This is a genomic window from Bifidobacterium olomucense (assembly GCF_012932375.1).
Taxonomy (GTDB): Bacteria; Actinomycetota; Actinomycetes; order Actinomycetales; family Bifidobacteriaceae; genus Bifidobacterium; species Bifidobacterium olomucense.
Map to the genome: position 1 here is coordinate 123,167 of NZ_JAAIIG010000005.1, position 21,622 is coordinate 144,788.

At 57.6% G+C, this 21,622-nt stretch carries 15 protein-coding genes; 7 read left to right on the forward strand and 8 right to left on the reverse strand.

Annotated features, from left to right (window positions below; all coding sequences use genetic code 11):
- From G1C97_RS07035 to G1C97_RS07045, 3 genes are all read right to left on the reverse strand, one after another.
- A complete protein-coding gene (locus tag G1C97_RS07035) occupies positions 1-555 on the reverse strand; it encodes an FMN-binding protein (protein WP_169241169.1) in 555 nt (184 codons plus the stop codon).
- 436 nt (positions 556-991) lie between these two features.
- The gene (locus G1C97_RS07040) at positions 992-3,526 is read right to left on the reverse strand and encodes a glycoside hydrolase family 31 protein (RefSeq protein ID WP_169241170.1); all 2,535 of its coding nucleotides are present in this window, start codon (positions 3,524-3,526) and stop codon (positions 992-994) included.
- 104 nt (positions 3,527-3,630) lie between these two features.
- Entirely contained in the window at positions 3,631-4,626 is a 996-nt protein-coding gene (locus G1C97_RS07045) for a LacI family DNA-binding transcriptional regulator (RefSeq protein WP_205832555.1), read from the reverse strand.
- 267 nt (positions 4,627-4,893) lie between these two features.
- Here G1C97_RS07045 and G1C97_RS07050 point away from each other — a divergent pair, with 267 nt between their 5' ends.
- From G1C97_RS07050 to G1C97_RS07065, 4 genes are all read left to right on the forward strand, one after another.
- Positions 4,894-6,147 carry a sugar ABC transporter substrate-binding protein gene (locus G1C97_RS07050; protein WP_169241172.1) on the forward strand — a complete coding sequence of 418 codons (1,254 nt, stop codon included), beginning with the start codon at positions 4,894-4,896 and terminating at the stop codon, positions 6,145-6,147.
- A gap of 88 nt (positions 6,148-6,235) precedes the next feature.
- On the forward strand, positions 6,236-7,411 hold the full coding sequence (locus G1C97_RS07055) for a carbohydrate ABC transporter permease (protein WP_169241173.1): 1,176 nt from the start codon (positions 6,236-6,238) through the stop codon (positions 7,409-7,411).
- Positions 7,412-7,432: 21 nt separating this feature from the next.
- Positions 7,433-8,317, forward strand: a complete 885-nt coding sequence (locus G1C97_RS07060) for a carbohydrate ABC transporter permease (RefSeq protein WP_169241174.1) — start codon at positions 7,433-7,435, stop codon at positions 8,315-8,317.
- 100 nt (positions 8,318-8,417) lie between these two features.
- Positions 8,418-10,424 (forward strand): glycogen debranching N-terminal domain-containing protein, encoded by a 2,007-nt coding sequence (locus G1C97_RS07065; protein ID WP_169241175.1) that lies wholly within the window; start codon positions 8,418-8,420, stop codon positions 10,422-10,424.
- Between the two features lie 169 nt (positions 10,425-10,593).
- Here G1C97_RS07065 and G1C97_RS07070 read toward each other — a convergent pair whose 3' ends face one another.
- The 4 genes from G1C97_RS07070 to G1C97_RS07085 form a co-directional block, all read right to left on the reverse strand.
- Positions 10,594-11,415 (reverse strand): hypothetical protein, encoded by an 822-nt coding sequence (locus G1C97_RS07070; RefSeq protein WP_205832556.1) that lies wholly within the window; start codon positions 11,413-11,415, stop codon positions 10,594-10,596.
- Complete coding sequence (locus G1C97_RS07075; protein WP_169241216.1) at positions 11,405-12,478, reverse strand: NUDIX hydrolase; 1,074 nt, start codon at positions 12,476-12,478, stop codon at positions 11,405-11,407. The genes G1C97_RS07070 and G1C97_RS07075 overlap by 11 nt, the downstream gene beginning before the upstream one ends.
- 312 nt (positions 12,479-12,790) lie before the next feature.
- Complete coding sequence (locus G1C97_RS07080; protein WP_169241176.1) at positions 12,791-15,028, reverse strand: RNA degradosome polyphosphate kinase; 2,238 nt, start codon at positions 15,026-15,028, stop codon at positions 12,791-12,793.
- 502 nt (positions 15,029-15,530) lie between these two features.
- A complete protein-coding gene (locus tag G1C97_RS07085; protein WP_169241177.1) occupies positions 15,531-15,779 on the reverse strand; it encodes a hypothetical protein in 249 nt (82 codons plus the stop codon).
- A 902-nt stretch (positions 15,780-16,681) separates the two neighbouring features.
- On the opposite strand from G1C97_RS07085, the gene G1C97_RS07090 reads away from it, so the two are divergent.
- The gene (locus G1C97_RS07090; RefSeq protein ID WP_169241178.1) at positions 16,682-17,998 is read left to right on the forward strand and encodes a metallophosphoesterase; all 1,317 of its coding nucleotides are present in this window, start codon (positions 16,682-16,684) and stop codon (positions 17,996-17,998) included.
- Positions 17,999-18,329: 331 nt separating this feature from the next.
- Here G1C97_RS07090 and G1C97_RS07095 read toward each other — a convergent pair whose 3' ends face one another.
- Positions 18,330-19,130, reverse strand: coding sequence for an IclR family transcriptional regulator (locus tag G1C97_RS07095; RefSeq protein ID WP_165775925.1), 801 nt, complete (start codon positions 19,128-19,130; stop codon positions 18,330-18,332).
- Between the two features lie 316 nt (positions 19,131-19,446).
- Here G1C97_RS07095 and leuC point away from each other — a divergent pair, with 316 nt between their 5' ends.
- Positions 19,447-20,850: a 3-isopropylmalate dehydratase large subunit gene (gene leuC / locus G1C97_RS07100; protein WP_100497168.1), complete on the forward strand. Its 1,404-nt coding sequence runs from the start codon at positions 19,447-19,449 to the stop codon at positions 20,848-20,850.
- A 13-nt stretch (positions 20,851-20,863) separates the two neighbouring features.
- Positions 20,864-21,556 carry a 3-isopropylmalate dehydratase small subunit gene (leuD, locus tag G1C97_RS07105; protein ID WP_169241179.1) on the forward strand — a complete coding sequence of 231 codons (693 nt, stop codon included), beginning with the start codon at positions 20,864-20,866 and terminating at the stop codon, positions 21,554-21,556.
- The last annotated feature ends 66 nt before the right edge of the window (positions 21,557-21,622 follow it).

Consider the following 21,622-nt stretch of genomic DNA (forward strand, 5'->3'; position numbering starts at 1 on the left):
TCAGTCGGCGTTGAGTGCTTGGTTGATGGCGTCTTGCAACGAGTTGACGAAGGCGGTGGAGGTTTCGGTAGCTCCTGAGACGAACTGGATGTCCGCGCTTTGCGCACTGATGGCGCGTTCGGTGAGCTCGGGTATCGCTTGGGCGTTGACGGATTGCGAACGGCCGTGTGTGGGAACCTTGACCGTGGTGATGGTGGTGATTTTGCCTCCAGAAACCTTGACCTGAAGTTGGATTTCGCCGTATTCGTTCGGCGTGGAGACACTGGTGTAAGTGCCGTCCGTGAGGGCCGAGGATGAGTCTGATGAGTCCGATGAGTCCGATGAGTCCGATGACGAGTCCGAGGCGGTGCCGTCCGGAGAGCCGGCGGAATTGCCGTCAGCGGCACCTGCGTCACTGGAATTCGTGGACCCTGCGCCAGACTCGGTGCCAGCTGCCGCCAAGCCGGCGGACGTGGATTGCTGAGCCAGATGTGGTTTGACGAACAGCAGGAATGCGTCGCCAATGATGGCTAATCCGGCCACCAAGGCGATGGCCGTGCGGGTGAGAGTCTTCATAGATGTGCCCCCTCATGAAAACGTGCGTATATCTGCGTCGCCGTGGAAACGGGCAAGACGCTGCGAAAACCCCTGATATACCAACGAGGGTAATAGGTTGGGACTTAAGACGTGGTCAACACTTTCTGAAAGCCCGCTGAAAACGCCCGTTTCTGTGAACTATCTCACGCCGATATGAAGAGGAAAAAGGAAAGCGTCGGACCGCGAAAGCGCCTGTCGGCGTGGGCCGGAGCGTTAAGCGGACAGCACGGTGTGCTGTCCGTAGTGACGGCCTGAGTGAGGCGGTAGCCGAGCGAAGGTGATGCTGGGTCTCGCCGTAGGCGAGTCAGATATTGCTGAACGGAGGGGCCCGCAGCAAAACCCTGTTCGCAAAACGTATACCAAGTCTGGATTGGTGTACGTTTTGCGAGCGGCCTCGCCTTAGTGGTAAGCGGTATTACTCGCGAAGTAGAGGTTCGGCAATGGCCTGGATTACTGCTTCAGGCATGTGCGCGTTATCGAAGTCATGTCGCGGATAATCATCATTGGTGCGTTCCAGTGTATGCAGAGCGTTCAATGCTTTGACGCCGTGATCACGGATAAGTGCGTAAGCCTGTTCTTTCGCAAGATAATCAATCTGCGCTCGATAGAGTACTTGGAAGGCATCCTCGATGACCGGATTTTCAGCGAGGGACATTCCGCCGGGTGCACTGATGGTGAGCATTGCGGAAATCGGTACATTGGCAATGCGCAGAGACAAACTGAACGTATCAGAATCGTAGATGGTCCGTACTTGTACAGGTATGCCATCCACTGATGCCTTCAGCGTGCTGTCGCTCACGCCTCGGAAGGTAATGGTCCATGTTCGGCATTGAGGCACTGCCTGGCAGTTGCCCGCGATCGGATTGATGGTGAAACGCGGTACGACATGGGACGATCCCGTTTCCTCATGAATGACATCATTCCATTCCAGAGTCATCGAGGTAGACGCCAGGGCGGCTTCCTCCGGTTTTGCTTGATTGGTGCCATCGTCTTCTTTGAGGTCAAATGTGCCGTCTGCTCCTGGGAATACCAATAGCTCAATGTGTGCGGGATTCTGCACTGAGTTTAGTGTGCCATTGAGCTCATCCAACGGTTGCAGAGGTATGATGCCACCGGCCTTGGCAAACACCGGCATGCCATCCAGCGGACGCCATGCCTCGAATCTTCGGCCGGAAGCCGTCAGCGATTCGTATCGTCGTCCGGTGAAGAAGTCGAACCATGTGCCTTGCGGCAGCCATACATTGGCTTTGGCCATCTGCACGTCTCGATCGGCCGGGGTGACGATTGGTGCCACAATCAATTCGGTGCCAAAGCGGAACTCTTGGCCGACCTCGTATGCTTGTGGAATTTCGGGTGCTTGCCAGTACATCGGTTCGACCAGCGGCCTTCCCTCGGCAGCGGCGCGCCAGTTCATCGTGTACAGATAAGGCAGCAGCATGTGGCGAAGCCGAAGGCTTTCGACCATTACCGCCTCTACTTCGGTGCGGAAGTTCCAAGGTTCCTTACCGTTGAATGGTGAGTTAGTGGAATGCAGTCGGTTGATGGGGCTAAACGTGCCCAACTGGTACCATCTGGCTTCCAGCTCCTCATCGCGGTAGCCGAACATATGACCGCCGATATCGTGGCTCCACCAGCCGTAGCCTATGTTTGAAGCTGTAGCGGTGAAATATGGCTGGAATTGCAAAGACTCCCACGTAACCACCGTATCCCCTGAGAATCCGACCGGGTATCGATGTGAGCCGGGGCCGGCATACCGTGAGAAAGTCAGAGGCCAGCGCGCGTCTCGTCCAGAATCCAGATAATGCAGATGATTGAGCATCCACAAGGGGTCGAGACCTTTCTGTCTGGTCACACCGCCCTGTTGCCAGTCGATCCACCAGAAGTCGGTCCCCATGTTTTCAAGCCGATGATGCAACTGAAAATATGCGTTCATGAACCGTGGGCTGGTCAGATCGAACTCTACAGGTTCACCTTGTGCGGGGTCGAGACCTGTATGTCTGGCCGCCTCTTCGTAGCCTTCTTCAAATGACCGGATGCCATCGCGCGGATGTACGTTGAGCGTGGTCTTGAGCCCATGCTCATGTAGGGTGCGTTGGAATCGCTCCGGATCGGGAAACAGCGATCGATTCCATGTGTAACCGGTCCATCCGGAGCCGTATTTCGGGTCCACTTCGTCCACGAGATGCCAATCCATATCGATTACGGCGGTGGTGAAGGGAAGTCCTTCCTGCTCGAAGCGGTTGATAAGCTCTAGGTATTCCTGTTCGGTGTACCGATGATAGCGGCTCCACCAGTTGCCTAACGCGAATCGCGGGAGCAGAGGGACTGGTCCGGTCAGTCGGTAGAAATCTTGAATGGCTTCGATGTAACGATGTCCGTAGCCGAAGAAATAAAGGTCGGTGCCGTTGTAGTGACGCGAAACAACCCATGTACCGAATGGGTTGGCTTCTCCGTCGACGGTTTCGGCTTCAGAGCCTTCTGTGATGATGTTAGAGGCAGAATCATCCAGTACTGCCCATCCATCGCGAGAAATTACGCCGAGATCCAAGGCGGTTGGTCCGTTGACGGCATCCAGTGTGCGTGCGGTACCATGTAGATTCCCATGTTGGTCATCGCCGTAGTGCCATGTGTTCATCTGCGAGTTGGATATTCCTTTGACTACGATGCTGAGGCCTTCCTTGCTGAACGGCTGCATGTCATAGGTCAAGCGCAAGGCGGGGGTTTCGATGACGAGCAGACCATCGCGGATGGTTTGGGTAAAGCGGGGAGTGGTGTCAGTCCAGCGTCGGTTTATGACCATCTGTGTGGCGTGATCTTCGAAATGACCGTCGTCTTGCCATTCCAGTCGTATCAGCGATTCCGTGAGGATGCCGATACGCCAATGGTCTGCTTGGATGGTGGACTCCGGATTCATTTTGGGGTTGGTGGAGAGACGGGGAAAGGAATTCATGCGTGCTCCTGTGCTGGATTGTGTTGTGTTGGTCAATTGATTCAGGGGTATTGATTAGTAGATTGGAGTGCTTGGACGGTGAACTGTGCAATATTTGGTTGCAATCAGCGGATGATGAGCTGTGGCGGCAGCAGCATATGCGTCGATATGGTATCGATACTGCGACTAGTGCTTTGGTTTTGGATGGAGTCGAGGATGGCTTTAGCGATATCGCGCAATGGCTGCGCAACGCTGGAGAAGTTCAGGGAACGTGAGATTGGAGTGTCGTCGAACCCGGTGATAGTGATGTCTCCATGTGTCTCCATATACACGCCTGCGGCGATTGTGTCACTGACGCATACCACGGCGTCGATGTCTGGGTTAGATCGCTGCAGGACTTGGTAAGCCTGCTGCCCGGATGCCATGTCATCATCGGTGAGCACGAACAGTGTTTCGAGTTGCTCGGGTGTGCGGATTCGCGCGGCGGTCATGGCATCGCGCCAGCCGGCCAGTCGGTCCTGTCCTGTGCTGGAATCCTCGCGCCAGCCGATAAATGCGATGTTGCGGTGCCCGTGAAGGATGAGGTGTTGGGTCATACGGCGGATGCCGTCACGTCCGTCTACATCGACCCATGCCACTGTGGGGTCGTTGACGTCGGTGCCCCAAGGTCTGCCGAACAGCGCAAAGTTCTGATGATGATCGCGCAACCAGTTCGGTCGTGGGTCGTTGAATATCACATCGGTAAGAATAAAAGCGTCTACGTCGGCAGTGGCGAGCAGGGACTCGCAGTGGGTGATTTCATCCGCTGGAGTATCGGTTTTATAGAGCAATATGCGCAGATCGCGTGTATCGGTCTCGGCAGCCAAAGCATGTAAGAAACGGTCGAAGATTGGCGAATCTCCGGCATGGATGCCTAACGCCACGGTGTTGCTGCGGCTGGTGCGCAGCCGGCGTGCAGAGGCGTTGGGCTTATATCCCAGCTTTTGTATGGAAGCGAGCACGAGTTGGCGTGTGGCTGGTCGCACCTTCTCAGGGGTATTGATGACGTTGGATACGGTTTGCGCGGAGACGCCGGCGTCTCTTGCCACGTCTTTGATGGTTACTAGGAGTGAATCGGGCAAATCTGCTCCTCTCGTTGCGGCGCATCGGTGCGCCACGCGTATGTTGACAGGTTTTCGATGGTGCGTTACATTATAACCACGAATTCGAACGTTAAAATAATTGACACGCCAATAACCTAACTAAACCAAAAGCAAGTAGGCATTGTGTCGTGAAAAAAAATTATAACGTTAAAAATACGTGCGGACTTCCTCGACACCGAATGTCACTGCGAAGCCGGCATGTAGCGAATCCGTATCACAAAGCAGTGAAAGGTTAAGGAGCGAACAATGAAACAAGGACGATTGGCTGCATGTGTGGCAAGCATCGCGGCATTGGCGATGTTGAGCGCATGCGGTGGCGGTGGTTTTTCGGAAGGCAATGCTGAGGTCAACGACGCTGATGACCTCACATCGGATGCGTCGAAGCCGATGACCGTGATGATCTGGTCGTCAAGCGATGCCGAAGATAATGCGGTGAAGGATGCGGTAGCCGCTTGGGCCAAGAAGAGCGGACATAAAACTAGTGTTGTGGTTTCCAGCGATATCGGGCAGCAACTCTCCCAAGGCTTCGCTTCAGGCTCGCCGGCGGATGTGTTCTACCTCTCTCCGGAGCTAGTTGCCGGTTACGCTTCGAATGGTTCGCTGCTCGCTTATGGCGATTTGCTCAAGGATAAGGATGATTACTACTCCAACATCTTGCAATCGTTCACCTACAACGGCAAGTTGTACGGAGCTCCGAAAGACGTTTCCACACTGCAGTTGGTCATCAACACGGACATGTGGCAGGAAGCTGGTTTGACCGACGCTGATTATCCGACAAGCTGGGATGATCTGGAACGCGTAGCGCAAAAGCTCACTACGTCCGATCATGTAGGTCTGACCATGAGCGGTGAATTCGCGCGTATCGGCGTATTCATGGAGCAGGCTGGCGGCGGTTTGGTCAGCGATGACGGCACCAAGGCCATTGCCAATTCCGAAGGTAGCATTGCCGGACTGGCGGAGGTCAAGAAGATGCTGAACAATGGCAGTGCCAAATTCGCTGATGATCTCAATGCCGGGTGGGGAGGTGAGGCGTTCGGTCTCGGTAAGGCCGCCATGTCCATTGAGGGCAACTGGCTGACCGGTAGCATGAAGAAAGACTACCCGAACATCAATTACAAGTTTGTGCCGCTGCCCGAAGGCCCATCCGGTAAGAAGACCCTGCTGTTCACCAATGCTTGGGGCATTGCCGCGGACAGTCCGAACCAGAAGGATTCTCTGAATCTGGTCGAATACCTGACCAGCAAAGACACAGTGATGAGCTTCTCTGAAGCGTTCGGCGTGATGCCCGCCAAGAAGAGCTTGACAGATGAATGGAAACAGCGGTATCCCGACCTTACGCCATTCGCTGACGCTTTGGATTATGCGGTAGGTGTGCCCAACAACAAAGATATTTCCACGGTAATTAGCGATTTCAACTCTCAGGTCGGCAGTTTGAAGGATGGAGACGTTAAAGCCATCCTCGACAAGACGCAAAAGAATCTCGAAGCAATCGTCAAGTAATACAGCTGCGAACGTAGGTGCTTCGGATGCACCCTCATAGCAAGATCATCTGAAGCCTCGTTCGCAGCATGGAGACGAAGGAAGTTTCATGGCTAAGGTGACACGTCGTTCCTCTCGCGAGAGGCCGAACACTAGTATCCGCAGAACATCCGAGACGGTTTCTGGCTGGCTTTTCTGCCTACCGATCATCATCATTCTTGGGTTGTTTCTTTTCGTGCCCATCGTGATGGCGCTATGGGTGAGCTTCTCCGACTGGAGCGGACGTGGCAACCCATTCTTCGGCAACGTACATTTCGTGGGATTGGACAACTACAAGCAAGTGTTGGTTTCCCCGGGACTTTCGCAAAGTGATTTCGGCACTGCGATGCGCAATAACCTCTGGTACACATTGCTGGTCATCCCACTACAGACCATGCTGTCCTTGGCGCTGGCGGTAATGTTGAATCGTAAGATTCTCAAAGCTCGTGGCTTCTTCAGGACAGCGTTCTATTTTCCTTCGGTCACCAGCTCCGTGGCGATTACCGTGCTATGGATGTTTCTTTTCAGCTCCACTGGATCTGTCAATGCGGTACTGTCTTGGTTCGGTGTCAAAGGTCCAAATTGGTTCAATGATCCGCGTGGCATCATTCAGGTAATACTCGGTTGGTTCGGTGTGAAACAAGGGCCGGCCACGCTCACGCAGCATGGCTTTCTCGGCATCACATGGTGGGATTGGCTGGCCGGCCCTTCCATAGCTATGTTCGCCATTATCCTCATGGCCATCTTTACCACATCGGGTACTTTCATGCTGATGTTTATCACCGCGTTGCAGGCCATCGGCAACGATACTGAAGAATCCGCCATCATGGATGGTGCTAACGCGTGGCAACGATTCTGGAAAATCACGTTGCCGCAGCTCAAGCCTACGATATTCGCGGTCATCATTCTTGGTGTGGTGAGTACGTGGCAGGTATTTGACCAAATCTATACCGGCACCAAAGGCGATCCGGCGAAAACTACCATAACCCCTGCGTTTCTTTCGTATTCCGCTGCATTCCAAAACCAGAAATGGGGGCAGGGCGCGGCAATATCGTTCATTCTGTTCGTGGTCATCATCGTGATGTCTGCAGTGGTGCGGTTCGTGTTGCGCGAACGTACGATGTCTAAACGCCAGCGTGCCTACTACGACAAGATGAAGGAAGAAGCACGAGCCATGACGAAAACCAAGGCGTTGCCGGCTTCCATCCGCGAACATGCGACGGTCACTGATAGAGAAACGATTTGAGCGGAGTTAAGGAGTAGGCAAATGAGCAAATACAGTTTGTCTGATGCGCGGATATGCAATGGCGTTCAGCAATGGTGGAAACGTTTGCGTGATTCAGGCATGTTGCTATACGTGGTGCTGATCGTGATTGCGCTGATCTATATCATGCCATTCGTTATTCAGGTGAGCACCTCTTTTAAAACTGACGCCGACGCCTCCATGAATCCGGTGTCATTGGTACCTCAGGTATGGACCACAGCTGCGTACAGCAAGCTGTTTCTCCATTCTGATTTTCCGCTATGGTTCAAGAATTCACTGATTGTCACCCTGTGCGTGACGGTCGGCCGTGTGTTTTTCGATTCATTGGCTGGATATGCATTGGCTCGTCTGCGTTTTCCTGGGCGGAACCTGATCTACTTAACTCTGGTCGCTGTGATGAGTGTGCCGGGTGTGGCGTTGATGATTCCCAAGTTTTTGGTCATCAAAAGTCTCGGTATCTATGACACTTATGCCGGCATGATTTTCCCTCTGCTAGTGGATGCTGGCGGCGTGTTCATCATGAAGAACTTCTTCGAGTCGATTCCGCGCAGTGTCGAGGAACAAGCCATGGTGGATCGTGCCGGTACGTTCAGAATCTTCTGGTCTATCGTGCTGCCGATGGCAAGACCTTCAATCGTTACGATTTCCATCTTGTCGTTCCAAGGCTCTTGGAATGAGCTTTCACATTTCATCATCTCTACGCAGTCGGCTTCCATGGCAACGCTGACACGAGGCGTAGCTACGTTGGCCAGTGGGCAGTTGGGACAGGGCAATCAGTATCCGCTCAAACTGGCGGCTGCCGCCATAATGACTGTCCCGGTGGCGATTCTGTTCTTCATTTTCCAAAAACGCATCATGAACGTTACGGATGGTGCAGTTAAAGGCTGAGCGGTGGCGTCAGAGATACTGCTTGTGTTATCAGTGCGGGGACAAGTTCAGTAGCTCAATCGCGTTGCTGGACTTGGGAATAACAAAGTAAGGAACAATTATGTGCGATACAGCAAAGACGCTGCAGCCTTGGTTGCATGATAAATTGGCTCTGCTGCAGGCTCCATGCCAATTGTGGATGGGCAAAGACGGTGTTGTTGACGGTGCGTCGGCAACCGGATTCTATATGGGTGATGTGCGACTGATTTCAGCCATCGTCTTGGACGTCAATGGCGAGGTGCCGACGCCGATTTCTGTATCCCGTGACAGTGCGGATACGGCATTGATTGTCTCAGTACCCCGATCGCTGGAAGGACCGACGGCCGACCCGCGTTTTCGCGTGACGGTCTCCCAGCATGTGCAGACGTGGGGGATGACGCAGCAGATCGTTATTGAATCCGGAAGAGATGATGATGTCCAACTACCGGTTCGTGTCACTGTTGTCCCTGATATGTCAACGATGCAAGAGATTAAAGGCGGTGCGCGGTCTTCCGCTTTGGAGCGCAACGCCATCAAGATAAACATCGATCCCGGTAACGGTATTGATGTTGCTGATGATCAGGGCAATGCATATACCGTGCGTGCTGATCATGTTGACGATGTGTCATGGCATGCTCACGCGGTCACCTTGACTTGGCATTGTAAGGTTCCGGCGAACGGTGAAGTGCGGCTCTCATGGGACCTTGTGGCGCAACCCAATCGTGTCGCTCCCGTTGCCGCAGCCATAACGCCATGTCCTTGGGCGAACATGCGTGTTACGGGAGCGGATTGGCGCGTCTGCCAGTGGATTAATACGTCGTTACAGGATCTGGCGGCCCTTCGCATGACTATTGCGGACGATCCCGATCATGTGTTTCTTGCCGCAGGAGCACCGTGGTACTTCACGTTGTTCGGGCGAGACTCATTGTGGTCGGCGCGCTTCATGTTGCCGTTGGATATCACGGTAGCGATGGACACTCTGCGTGTATTGGCTCGGTTCCAAGCCACGGAACATGATGTACAGAGCAATGCTGAACCGGGAAAAATCATGCATGAACTGCGTGGTGAGCGACTTGTGTCTCAAGGCACGTTCGCGGGTACTCTCAGTCTTCCGCCGCTGTATTACGGCACTATCGATGCCACGCCGCTTTGGATTATCGTGCTCGGTGAAGCTCTGCGCTGGGGCGCGCCAACGGAGGAAGTGCGTGAGCTGCTTCCCAATCTTCAGGCGGCGCTTGCATGGCTGCGGGATTGGGGTGATTGCGACGGCGACGGATTCCTTGAGTACGTCGACCGGACCGGTCACGGCTTGAGCAACCAAGGATGGAAAGATTCTGGGGATTCCGTGCGTTGGAACGACGGTCGCATCGCGGATGGCCCTATAGCCTTGTGCGAAGTTCAAGGATATGCCTATCAGGCAGCCTTGGAAGGAGCCGAGTTGTTGGAAACGTTCGGGCTTCCTGGAGCCGAAGAATGGCGGTCGTGGGCTGCGCAGCTGAAGATGCGGTTCAATGAGCAATTCTGGGTGGATGATGGTCGTGGCCGTTATCCGGCGATTGCTTTGGATAAAGACAAGCGTCCGGTCGATTCGCTTACCAGCAATATTGGCCATCTGCTCGGCACTGGCATTCTGGACGACGATGGCGTAAAGGATGTCGTTGCCCGACTGACCGGCGATGACATGCTTTCGGGATATGGCGTGCGTACGATGAGTGTGTCGGCTGGCGGCTACTGGCCAGAAAGCTATCATTGCGGTTCCGTGTGGGCCCATGACAGTGCCATCATCATGAATGGACTACGTGCGGAAGGCTATCATGACGAAGCGGTGCAAGTAGCTGAAGGATTGGTACGCGCCGCAGCCGCATTTGATTACCAGATTCCCGAACTCTATTCAGGGGATGCTTGGTGCGGCGGTGACGAACGAAGACCTGCACCATACCCAGCTGCATGTCATCCTCAGGCGTGGTCCGCTGCGTCTTCTATATCGGTACTTGCGTTGCTGCTCGATTTGAAGCCTGACGGTTCCTCGTCGCCATTGATTGACCCGCCGTTGGCTCGGGACCTGCGCATGGTGCGAGACGCAGGATGATAAAAAAGAAAGCGTCGGACCGCGAAAGCGCCTGTCGGCGCAAGGGCCGCTCGCGGCGGCAAAAAATGGAGCCCGGGGCTTAAGCACGGCCCGACGCGAATCCCTAGTATAGCGTGCGCACTGATATTGGCACGCCGACCCGCGTCCTGATGCCTCCAAGCGCTCCGGCCTACTCCAGCCGTCCGCGACGCCAGAGATTGGCACCGTGCTGGAAAGCCTTCGCGGTGGTCATGAGGTTGGCGCTGGTATGCATCAGGCGAGCGGCTTTGGTCCGCACTATTTTTTCGTCGGAAGATGAGGCGAAACCGCCATTGGCGTCGGCCCGAGAGACCATGCGCCGTGCCTCCACGCGCAATCCCAACGCCACGACATCAGTAAAGGCGGCCGCCCGCTCTAGCGCCACGGCGAAATCGCCCACAAACGCACCGGACAGAATCGAATCGGCCAGTCGCACGATGTCGTCTTCCGTAGGTGCCTGATCTACTCCGGCGATGGCGGAAGCAGTGGTGGCCACCGGCTCGCCCAGTCGCCACAGTCGGGCGATTGCGTCACGGTTCGAGCGCATCCACGTGCGCAACATGTACAGTCGCCACAGCACGCCGGGCAACGAATCCGGTTCGGCGTCGCTCCATAGCTCGGCGATTTCGTCCACGCCAACCGTTTCCACCAGCGTCAACACGCGTTGCACCACTTCCGGATCCTCGCTGTGACGCACGCGGTCAAGCAACGCGGCGGCGGAAAGGTGACTCATTTCGCTCATGGCCTGCGGATCCATGCCGCCGGCCAATCCGTCGGCCACACCGGGGTCAAGCTGTGCCGGGCGTGACGGACGTGATGATCCCAGGCGCGCCGGGCCGAACGAGCCTCCGGCTGCACGCAGCGAGCCGAAGCCCGGGCCGAATCCGCCGACCGTTGAGGCGCGCGAAGCATGCGCCGCAGCGGCGGCCGCCGACGAATTGGAGGAGTCAGGTGAAGCGGGTCTAGTAGACAAGCGGTTGCACTTTCTGAATATCGATGATGGAAGGCGTGGTGCCCGGAGTGATGAACAGTACCACAGCGGAACCGGTCGGCATGAACGGCGTTTTGACGATCAATCGTTTGGCCAGCGAATTAGAGACGCACAATCCGCGCAGTTGCTCAAACATGCCGCCGATCACCGGCCGATGCATACAGATTGCCGTAGGTTCGCGGCGGGCGAGCATCAGGTCGATTTCGTGAGTCAAACAATCCCACGCGCCTTCCGGATTATCGGCGTACGCATCTTCGGTGAGCGCATCCAGCGTAACCATTTCGCGTTCGGTCTGCCACGAGTACGTTTGCAGCGTTTCCATGCAACGTATCCACGGCGATGTCGTGAGACGGGTGGGATTGAAGCAGGCGAGCTCGTGATTCAGCGCATATGCGGCGGCGGCGCCGCGAGGCGTAATCGGCCGGTTCGCGTCCGTACCTTTCCACATCTTGCGTGCCTCGGCCTTGCCGTGGCGCACGATAAGCAGCGGTACGGCGTTGAGCGCTCCCTCTTCGACACGGTCCACGAACGTCGCCAGAATGTCGCGGTCGGTGGAATGGGTGAGTTTTTTGCGTGCCTCGGCGGGGGTGAGCCATACGATCTGGTCGATCTCGCCTACGTCCGCGCGGTGCACCGGGCCGAACGCCTTCGTGCGCTTGGCGTCGTCGGCGGCGCTGATAGGCGTGGCCATCCAGAATCGTACGTGTTTGCTGTCGCTGGCGAGATCTTTCGTGTGACGATGTTTGCTGCCTTCTTCGGACATCGGGTAGGAGACGTCGCCCAGATACGGGCCGAGCGCGACCGGCAGTCCGCTTTCCTCGCCGATTTCGCGAACCGCGGCGTGCAGGGCGGACTCGTTCGGATCGAGTTTGCCTTTCGGCCAACTCCAATCGTCGTATTTCGGTCGGTGCACGATGCACAGCTCGATGTAGTGCAATACGTTATTTGATGGTGCGGAAGTCGATGCAACGTTGCTGGCCGCAGGCGCATAGCCGGGTTTCCAACGGTACAAGATACCGCCGGCAGCCTCTACGATATGTCTCATTGTGTTGGTACCCATCACTGGTCATTGTAGGGCAAAACCAACTGCCGCTACGTAGTTTGTGCTTACCAAACGACGATGCCCGGCCCCCGTATGAATACGGAAAACCGGGCATCAATCGCTATCTGTCCGTGAAACAGTGTAGCAGCGTTTTGCGTTAACGTTCACACTGAGGGCGGGTGCGCTTCTGTGCGGACGCTAACGTGACGATTCGAATCGCATTTCGTTACGCCGATCCCTCTTTGGTGAGAGAAGAATTGGCGTAACGAAATGCGATTTTCCGTGCCTAGCCGATCGTGGCGGATGCGAACGGCGTCAGTTATGCGAACGGCGACGACGCGTGTGCTTGCGGATCAGGTACTCCTGGCTGTCCACCAGCGGACGGCCTTCGTCGTCCTTGGTGTGCAGCACGTAAGTGCCATCGGGCTGCATATGCCAGCTCACGGTGGAATCGGCCATCTGCAGATCCACGTACTTGATCAGTTCGTCGATCTGCTCCGGAGCAGTTATGCGCACCAGAGCCTCCACGCGACGGTCAAGGTTGCGGTGCATCAGATCGGCGGAACCGATGTACACCTCGGGGCCGGACGCCGGACCCTCGCCGATCTGCGGGCCGTCTGCGTTGCAGAAGGCATAGATGCGGGAGTGCTCCAGGAATCGGCCGAGCACCGAACGGACGCGGATGTTCTCCGACAGGCCCGGAACGCCCGGCTTCAGCGCGCAGATGCCACGCTCGACGATGTCGATCTTGACGCCAGCCTGAGAGGCGCGGTACAGCGCGTCAATGGTCTTCTCGTCCACGATCGCGTTGCACTTGATCTTGATCCAGGCTTCCTTGCCGGCGCGGGCGGCGTCCTCTTCGCGGCGGATGCGCTGGATAAGGCCGGTGCGTACGGTACGCGGGGCCACCAGCAGACGGTGGAAGCTGGACTTCGGTGCGTAGCCGGAGAGCTGGTTGAACAGTCGGGTGAGGTCCTGGCCGACTACCGGGTCGCAGGTCAGCAAGCCCAGATCGGTGTACAGACGCGCGGTCTTCGGGTTGTAGTTACCGGTGCCCACGTGGCAGTAACGACGCAGGCCGTCCGCCTCCTGACGCACCACCTCGATGAGCTTGCAGTGGGTTTTCAGACCCACGATGCCATACACCACGTGTACGCCGGCGCGTTCGAGCTTGCGGGCCCAGGCGATGTTGGCGTCCTCGTCGAAGCGTGCCTTGATCTCCACCAGTGCCAGCACCTGCTTGCCGGCGTGGGCTGCGTCGATCAGCGCGTCGATGATCGGCGAGTTGGAGCTGGTGCGGTAGAGCGTCTGCTTGATGGCCAGAACCTTAGGATCCGCAGCAGCTTGTGCCAGAAAGGCCTGGACGGACGTGGAGAAGGAGTCGTAGGGGTGGTGCAGCAGGATGTCGCGCTCGCGGATGGCTGCGAAGATGTCCTGCGCACGGCTCGACTCGACCTCGGCGATCTGACGGTTCGTGGTCGGCACAAACGGGCGGAACTTCAGGTCCGGACGATCCACGCCGCCGAGCTCGAAGAGCACGGTCATATCCAGCGGGCTCGGCAGGCGGTAGACCTCGTCCTGGCTCACGCCGAGCTGGTCGGCGAGCAGCTGGGAGAGGAACGGGCTGGTGGAATCGGTGATCTCCAGACGGATCGGCGGTCCGAAGCGGCGACGCAGCAGTTCCTTCTCCATGGCGTTGAGCAGGTTCTCGGCGTCGTCCTCTTCCACGTCGATGTCCTCGTTACGGGTCACGCGGAAGGAACGGGCTTCCTTGATGATCATGCCCGGGAACAGGGATTCGAGGTGGGCGGCGATGAGCTTCTCCATCGTGATGAAGCCGTAACGCTCGTCCTTGGACTCCTCGTCCGTCATATCGTCCACCGGCACGAGGCGCGGCAGGTTGCCCGGGATCTTGACGCGGGCGAAGTGGGACTTGCCGGAGGACGGGTTTTCCACGATCACGGCAAGGTTGATGGAGCCGCCGGAAATGTAGGGGAACGGGTGGGCCGGGTCCACGGCGAGCGGGGTGAGTACGGGGAACACCTGCTGGCGGTAGTAGCGCGAGAGGCGCTCCTGCTCGGAGGAGGTGAGCTTATCCCACGTCAGCAGAACGATATGTTCCTTCTCCAGTGCGGGCAGCAGCACATCGATGGCGTAGTGCGCGTGCTCATCCTGAAGACGGTGTGCGGTTTCGCTGATGGCGCGCAGCTGCTGGCGTGGGCTCAGGCCCGCGGCGGACGGCACGGCGATGCCCGAGTCGATGCGGCGCTTCAGGCCTGCCACGCGGACCATGAAGAACTCATCGAGGTTCGAGGCGAAAATCGCGGCGAAATTGGTGCGTTCGAGCAGGGGCAGGTCTTCATTCTCCGCGCATTCAAGCACGCGCTGGTTGAACTTGAGCCAGCTCAGTTCGCGGTCGAAGAAGCGGTCCGGAGGCAGCGGTGCCTCGCCTTCCTTATCGACGCGGCGGTCGTTCTTGTCGGTTTCGGCAATATGCTCTGCGATTTGGCTTCGCAGAATTGCCTTTGAGGGTGCGTCAAATATCTGTGCCATAGCCTATATCGTAAGCTTTGCTGTGGCCGGAAACCTAGTGAACGCTCAAAATTCAGGAGCCGTTCATATTGGATTGCCTTGGTGGGGCGTGAAGGGCGTTGTATGTGCGACACGCCGTTGGATTCGCGGAATCGCACATGAGTGAACATCATACGGGTTCGAATTGAACGCTTCTGCTCGTTTGCGGCGGGCGGCGAAGTGCGATTGAACAGTTGCGATAAAAACCGAACATTGCCGGTGTGCGGGTTGCGGGAATCTGCTGTGGTGAATAGATTATGAGGTACAAGAACAACTGAACAGAGCAGAGCCCACAAGTAGTGTATGGTCACGAGGACTGTTACGTTGGACGGGCATTGGAAAGACTTACCGTTACAACGATGATGTTGTGCAGAGATTCTGCTCCAGTAGTTGTTCTTGAGAAGAAAAGGCCCGCTCCGGCGGGCCTTTTCGTTTGTGCGCCGATGGGCGAGGTGAAAATCTGGGGTTATAGGGCTATAGGTTTTTATGGTGTTTTAGACCGGTCAGCACGGCCGCGACTTCGTGTGGTGAAGTTGTTGCCCGTCGATCGTGTGGGTCTCGGTCGTGCTGAGGCCGCATCGCCGAGATTATGGATGGCCTTGGCGGAGGCGGCGCGAGCGTCGAAGGCGTCGGGAATCAAAGACGGGTTTCCACGGAGCGCATCCGTAACGGTGAGGGTGATCAGAACGGCCGCGCGGGCCAGCTCCACGGCGAGTGTGAAATATTGTTTCATGCATAGGGCATGCGTCACGCATGCGGGAAACGTCTCGTGGATGGCTCCATTCCGCCGAACACGCCGTGTGGGCGAGCGGCATGAAGTGCTTCACCCGTCCCCCAGGGAATGTGGGTGTGAAGCTCATCCTAATCGGTGCTGGTCCCGTATTCGTGTTCGTTATCCTCGGATTTGGGGAGTTAACGGGGCTTAGCGAGAGAACGCGGAGTAACTGTGGGGGCAGACTCGGTTACGAGGGGCTGATTTGCGTTACGAGGAAGGCCTATCTGCGTTACGAGGGGCTGTGTCGGGACGAGAACGCCTCCTGTTGGCTCTATGCGTCACCGCCGTTATGCCGTTTTGCGGCATTTGGCGGTTCGGGATACTCGGGTGGCGGCCCCTTGTAACGCAGATGGGTGTTTCGGATGGCGGGAATCCGCCCCTTGTAAGCGGGAAAGGGCCAAAAGCTTGATGAGCCGGTCATGAGGCATGGTGGGGCTCGGCGTTGCGCGGCGGATGGGCGATGCGGATGACCCGATCGGTCGTGGCGGATGCCGTGGAACTGGGGCTTCATGGCAAACCGGCATGCAGCGGTGAAATCGGTGCTTTGCTGTGAATGAGGTGGTGTGAACGGTCTGATCGGCCAGACGTGCCTCGGAATAAGGGGCCTCAGAAGGGTGAGTAGCGCGGTCTGATCGGGTTTTGAAGACACTGCGGAAATCGGTGCTTTCCGGTGAATGAGCAGTTGCGAACGCTCCGCCGTTCAGTGGAACACCCGGTGGGCGGATAGCGCAAGACGCTCCGATCAACCATCCATGGGAACACTGTGGAATCGGCAGCGCTGTGGCACTGATGCGTCAATCGTGTTGAGGCGTCCGCGAACGATGCGGCGGAAGCAAGTCGAAACAGCTACAGTGGTGAGCATGACGGAAATGCAGCGTGCTCCAGAAGGAATGTCGACCAAACCCCGCATCAGGCCCGCCGATGCGGATGACGACCGACCGGTCTCTATTTCCGCGCGTTTGGGACGTTTGCAGTTCCACCATTCCGGCAAATTCCGTGTGCTGCAAGTTGCGGATGTGCAGGATGGGCCGAAAATCGCCAAAGACACGATTACCCTTCTTGAAGCCAGTTTGGATGCCGCTCGCCCTGATGTGGTGATCTTCTCCGGCAATCAGATCGCCGGTTATGATCCGGCGTTCGCAGGATCCTTCCGCAAACGCCGTTGGAGCGAAGAGCCGATCGCTGAATCGGCGCTGGAACAAACTCGCGCTTTGGTGCGTCAAGCTGCCGAACAGTTGACGGCACCGCTTGCCGTTCGCGGCATTCCGTGGGCCATAACCTACGGCAATCATGATTTTCAGTGCGGCCTGAGCAATGCGCAATTGGACGCCATCTACCGTGAACTGCCCGGGTGCGTGAACCCGTCGACTCCATCGATCGCGGCGGGAACGCCAGAAACGCCGGAAGTTGCCAATGCCCGGGAGCCGGTGCTGCCCCAGCAGACCATATATACCTCCAACCCACAGGAGCCGGGCACGTTCGCATTGCCTGTGATGGATATGGGTGGCTCGAAGGTCGCTCTTGGACTGGTTGTGCTGGATTCCGGCGACTATGTGCATGGCGGCGGTTTCGGTACGCCTTCGACGGCGGCCATGGAATTCCTGCGCAAGGTGCCGGGATTGGTCGGTGCCAAATCTGTGGTGTTCCAACATATGCCGCTGCCGGAGTACTACCAGGTGCTCAAGCCGGTGGCGGCCACTGCGGCCTTTGCCATGCAAGGCTATCGTGATCATGCGGATACCTATTACACCTTGGATGATGAGCGTGTGCAGCCCGGCGGCTACCTCGGCGAAGGCATTTCCTGCCCGGACCGTTCAGAGGAGTTTGCGGTATTGCACGACAGTGAAGGCTACGTAGGTGTGGCTGCCGGTCATGACCATCGCAATGGATTCGTGGGCGAGTATGAGGGGTTGCTTTTGGCCGCCACGCCCACGTGCGGGTTCAACACCTATGGCCCGGCCCCGGCCAAGCGCGCCGTGAGGTTGATCGAATTCGACATTCGCCATCCGTATGAGCCGCGCACGCAACTTCTGGAATTCGGTGAGCTTGTGGGCAAGCCCAGCTCGCGTCGCGCATATACCTACGCCGTGAATCAGGCTACTCCCGGTGAAGGTGAAGGCGACGATCTGTTGCGCAGACCATCATTGTGGAGCCAGCTGACCGGATTATTCAAGTAACTGCATAGCCATTGCGGTGGTCGGCTGTCAAAACTGGCAGGAAAACCTCGCTGGCGATGGTGTGGGCGAAGCTGTTATGCCAAACGCTGGCAGGCCGCCGCTCATAAGCAAGATTATTGAAGCCTCGCAGCCACCAGCTGGCAGAACTGCTTCATTTCCGATGCCATTGACAAAGGGAGCATGCCAAAAACTGGCACGCTCCCTTCGCTATTCCATATCTGAATGTATGTCCGAAACGGTATTCCGTGCTGGCTCGGCGAATCAGCAAAACCGGGCGGATCAGTAGAATCCGCAGAGCCGCCGAACCGGGCGGATCAACCGAATCAGCCGTTCAGCGAACCGCCTTGACCAACGCCTCGGTCAGGTATTTGCCAGCGGCCATCACCAGCGGTGCGTAACGGCGTCCGGGGGCGGCGCCCATACGCCCGGTCGGGCCGGAAATCGAGATCGCCGCAATGACCTGTCCAGACGCATTGCGGATCGGCGCGGAAATCGAGCACACGCCATCTTCACGCTCGTTGACCGATTCGGCCCAGCCACGCTTGCGGACTGCGGCCAGCTTGGTCGCGGTGAACTTGGCGTGACGCAGTCCCTGATGAAGACGGTCGGAATCCTCCCAGGCCAGCAGAATCTGTGCAGCGGAGCCGGCCTCCATGGACAGCATGGCACCCACGGGAATGGAATCGCGCAGACCGGAGGCGCGCTCTACGGCGGCAATGCACACACGCTGATCGCCCTGACGGCGGTAAATCTGTGCGGATTCGCCGGTGCGGTCCAGCAAGGTCTGCAGAATCGGGCCGGCGGCGGTCAGCAGACGGTCCTCGCCGGCGGCTGCGGCGAGCTCGGCGAAACGGGAGCCCAGTACGAAACGACCGTGCTGATCGCGCAGCACGAAACGATGGCGCTCAAGTGCGATTGCCAGACGATGTGCGGTGGGGCGGGCGAGGCCGGTGGCGGCGACCAGCTGGCCCAGGGTGGAAGGGCCGGACTCCAGCGCATCAAGAATCTTCACGGTCTTGTCAAGTACGCCGACGCCGGAATGAATCTCTCCGTCGTCCTTCGAGGCTGTCGTATCGCCCTGTTCGGGGGCGGTCAAATTGTTGTCAAGCGGTTCTTCTTCGGAATCAGTCATAATAGAGGCGATTATGCCATCTCACATAGTGAAATACCAAATCGAGGAAGTGTCTCACGAGGTGATCATGCGCGTGCGCGGGTTGCGATAGGACGATCTCGGTACGATTGACATCGATGATCCGTCGATAATCCGTCGGCAGTCTGTCGATAGAGCGTCGGCAGCGCGACGACAAAGCAACGTATTTTTACCCCTGCTTTATAGGTATCTCAATATCCGGCCTGTGCATGGCCGCCCCTATCGGGACCACTTAGGCTATTACCACGAACAAGGCGCGAACACAATACCTCGCGCGGAATTTTTTGGAGGAAACGCTATGGGAACGACACTGGCCGAGAAGGTCTGGGCCGATCATCTGGTGCGCAAGGGCAGCGACGGTGCGCCCGATCTGCTGTACATCGACTTGATGCTGATGCACGAGGTCACCAGCCCGCAGGCATTCGAGGGTCTGCGTCTGGCCGGCCGCAAGCCGCGTCATGTCGATCAGCTCATTGCCACCGAGGATCACAACACCCCTACTGTGGATATCGATCGTCCGAATCCGGATGAAACCAGCGCACTGCAGCTGACCACGCTGGAAAAGAACTGCAAGGAATTCGGCGTGCGACTGCACCCGCTGGGCGACGCCGATCAGGGCATCGTGCACGCCTTCGCCCCGATTCTGGGTCTGACCCAGCCGGGCATGACCATCGTGTGCGGCGACTCGCATACTTCCACCCATGGTGCGTTCGGCGCGCTGGCGTTCGGCATCGGCACCTCCGAGGTGGAGCATGTGATGGCCACGCAGACGCTGTCTCTCAAGCCGTTCAAAACCATGGCCATCAACGTCAATGGCAAGTTGCCGGCGGACGCCACGGCCAAGGACATCATTTTGGCGATTATCGCCAAGATCGGCACCGGCGGCGGCCAGGGCTACGTGATTGAGTACCGCGGCGAGGCCATTCGCAACCTCACGATGGACGAGCGCATGACCGTGTGCAACATGTCCATTGAGGCCGGTGCCCGCGCTGGCATGATCGCGCCTGATGAGACCACGTTCGAATACCTGAAGGGCCGCCCGCACGCGCCGGAAGGCGAGCTGTGGGACAAGGCCGTGGCGTACTGGAAGACGCTCAAGACCGACGACGACGCCGTATTCGACAAGGTGGTGGATATCGACGCCACCAAGCTCGGACCCTATGTGACGTGGGGCACCAACCCCGGTCAGGGTCTGCCGATTACCGCCGACGTGCCGGATCCCGCCACGATCGCCGACGCCACCGAGCGTTCCGCCGCCGAGCGCGCGATCAAGTACATGGGCCTGAAGCCCGGCATGCCGATCAAGGACATCGCGGTGGACACCGTGTTCATCGGCTCCTGCACCAACGGCCGCATCGACGATCTGCGTCAGGCCGCCGCGATTATGAAGGGCCATCACAAGGCCGATTCGATTCACCGCGTGCTGGTCGTGCCGGCATCCTCCCGCGTGCGTCTGGAAGCGGAGAAGGAAGGCCTTGACAAGGTATTCAAGGACTTCGGCGCCGAGTGGCGTAACGCCGGTTGCTCGATGTGCCTCGGCATGAACCCGGACAAGCTGGTGCCGAACGAACGCTCGATTTCGACCTCGAACCGTAACTTCGAAGGCCGTCAGGGCAAGGGCTCGCGCACGCATCTGGCTTCGCCGGCTGTGGCCGCCGCCACCGCCATTCGCGGTACGATTTCGTCTCCCGCCGATCTGTAAAGGACTGTTGATTATGGAAAAACTCACTACTTTGACCGGTGTGGGCGTGCCGCTGCGTCGCTCCAATGTGGATACCGACCAGATCATTCCGGCCGTGTTCCTGAAGCGCGTGACCAAGTCCGGATTCGATGATGCCCTGTTCTACGCCTGGCGCCGCGACCCGAACTTTGTGCTGAACCAGCCGGAATATGCCGGCAAAGGCCAGATTCTGGTGGCCGGCCCTGAGTTCGGCATCGGCTCTTCTCGTGAGCACGCCGTGTGGGCCCTGCATGATTACGGTTTCCGCGTGGTGATCGCGCCGAGTTTCGCCGACATTTTCTACGGCAACACCGCCAAGAATGGTGTGCTGGCCGCCATCATGCCGCAGGAATCCGTCGAGCTGCTGTGGAAGCTGCTCGAAGAGGAGCCGGGCCGTGAGATGACCGTCTCGCTGGAGACCCGCACCGTCACTTGCGGCGATGTGACTTTGCCGTTTGAGGTGAACGATTACGTGCGTTGGCGTCTGATGAACGGCTACGACGACATTGATCTGACGCTGCAGCATGAGGACGATATCGCCGCCTACGAGAAGATGCGCGCCGAAAAGTTCCCGTTCAAGCCCAAGACCATTCCCGCCAAGCACTGGCCGGAAGAGCAAATCCAGTCCGCCCGCGAACCGGAAACTTCTGATTGGGCAGGCCCGTTGGCCGATCGCGGCATTATTTAGCCGCGATCAGGCCGCAGGAAAGCACGGTGTGCTTTCCGCAGGGCCTGCGCCGAGCTACGGCAGCAG

Coding starts and splice junctions, on each gene's coding strand:
- G1C97_RS07060 (WP_169241174.1), top strand. CDS start 7,433: ATGAGCAAATACAGTTTGTCTGATGCGCGGATATGCAATGGCGTTCAG.
- G1C97_RS07050 (WP_169241172.1), top strand. CDS start 4,894: ATGAAACAAGGACGATTGGCTGCATGTGTGGCAAGCATCGCGGCATTG.
- G1C97_RS07055 (WP_169241173.1), top strand. CDS start 6,236: ATGGCTAAGGTGACACGTCGTTCCTCTCGCGAGAGGCCGAACACTAGT.
- G1C97_RS07065 (WP_169241175.1), top strand. CDS start 8,418: ATGTGCGATACAGCAAAGACGCTGCAGCCTTGGTTGCATGATAAATTG.
- G1C97_RS07035 (WP_169241169.1), bottom strand. CDS start 555: ATGAAGACTCTCACCCGCACGGCCATCGCCTTGGTGGCCGGATTAGCC.
- leuC (WP_100497168.1), top strand. CDS start 19,447: ATGGGAACGACACTGGCCGAGAAGGTCTGGGCCGATCATCTGGTGCGC.
- G1C97_RS07075 (WP_169241216.1), bottom strand. CDS start 12,478: ATGAGACATATCGTAGAGGCTGCCGGCGGTATCTTGTACCGTTGGAAA.
- G1C97_RS07085 (WP_169241177.1), bottom strand. CDS start 15,779: ATGAAACAATATTTCACACTCGCCGTGGAGCTGGCCCGCGCGGCCGTT.
- leuD (WP_169241179.1), top strand. CDS start 20,864: ATGGAAAAACTCACTACTTTGACCGGTGTGGGCGTGCCGCTGCGTCGC.
- G1C97_RS07095 (WP_165775925.1), bottom strand. CDS start 19,130: ATGACTGATTCCGAAGAAGAACCGCTTGACAACAATTTGACCGCCCCC.
- G1C97_RS07090 (WP_169241178.1), top strand. CDS start 16,682: ATGACGGAAATGCAGCGTGCTCCAGAAGGAATGTCGACCAAACCCCGC.
- G1C97_RS07080 (WP_169241176.1), bottom strand. CDS start 15,028: ATGGCACAGATATTTGACGCACCCTCAAAGGCAATTCTGCGAAGCCAA.
- G1C97_RS07040 (WP_169241170.1), bottom strand. CDS start 3,526: ATGAATTCCTTTCCCCGTCTCTCCACCAACCCCAAAATGAATCCGGAG.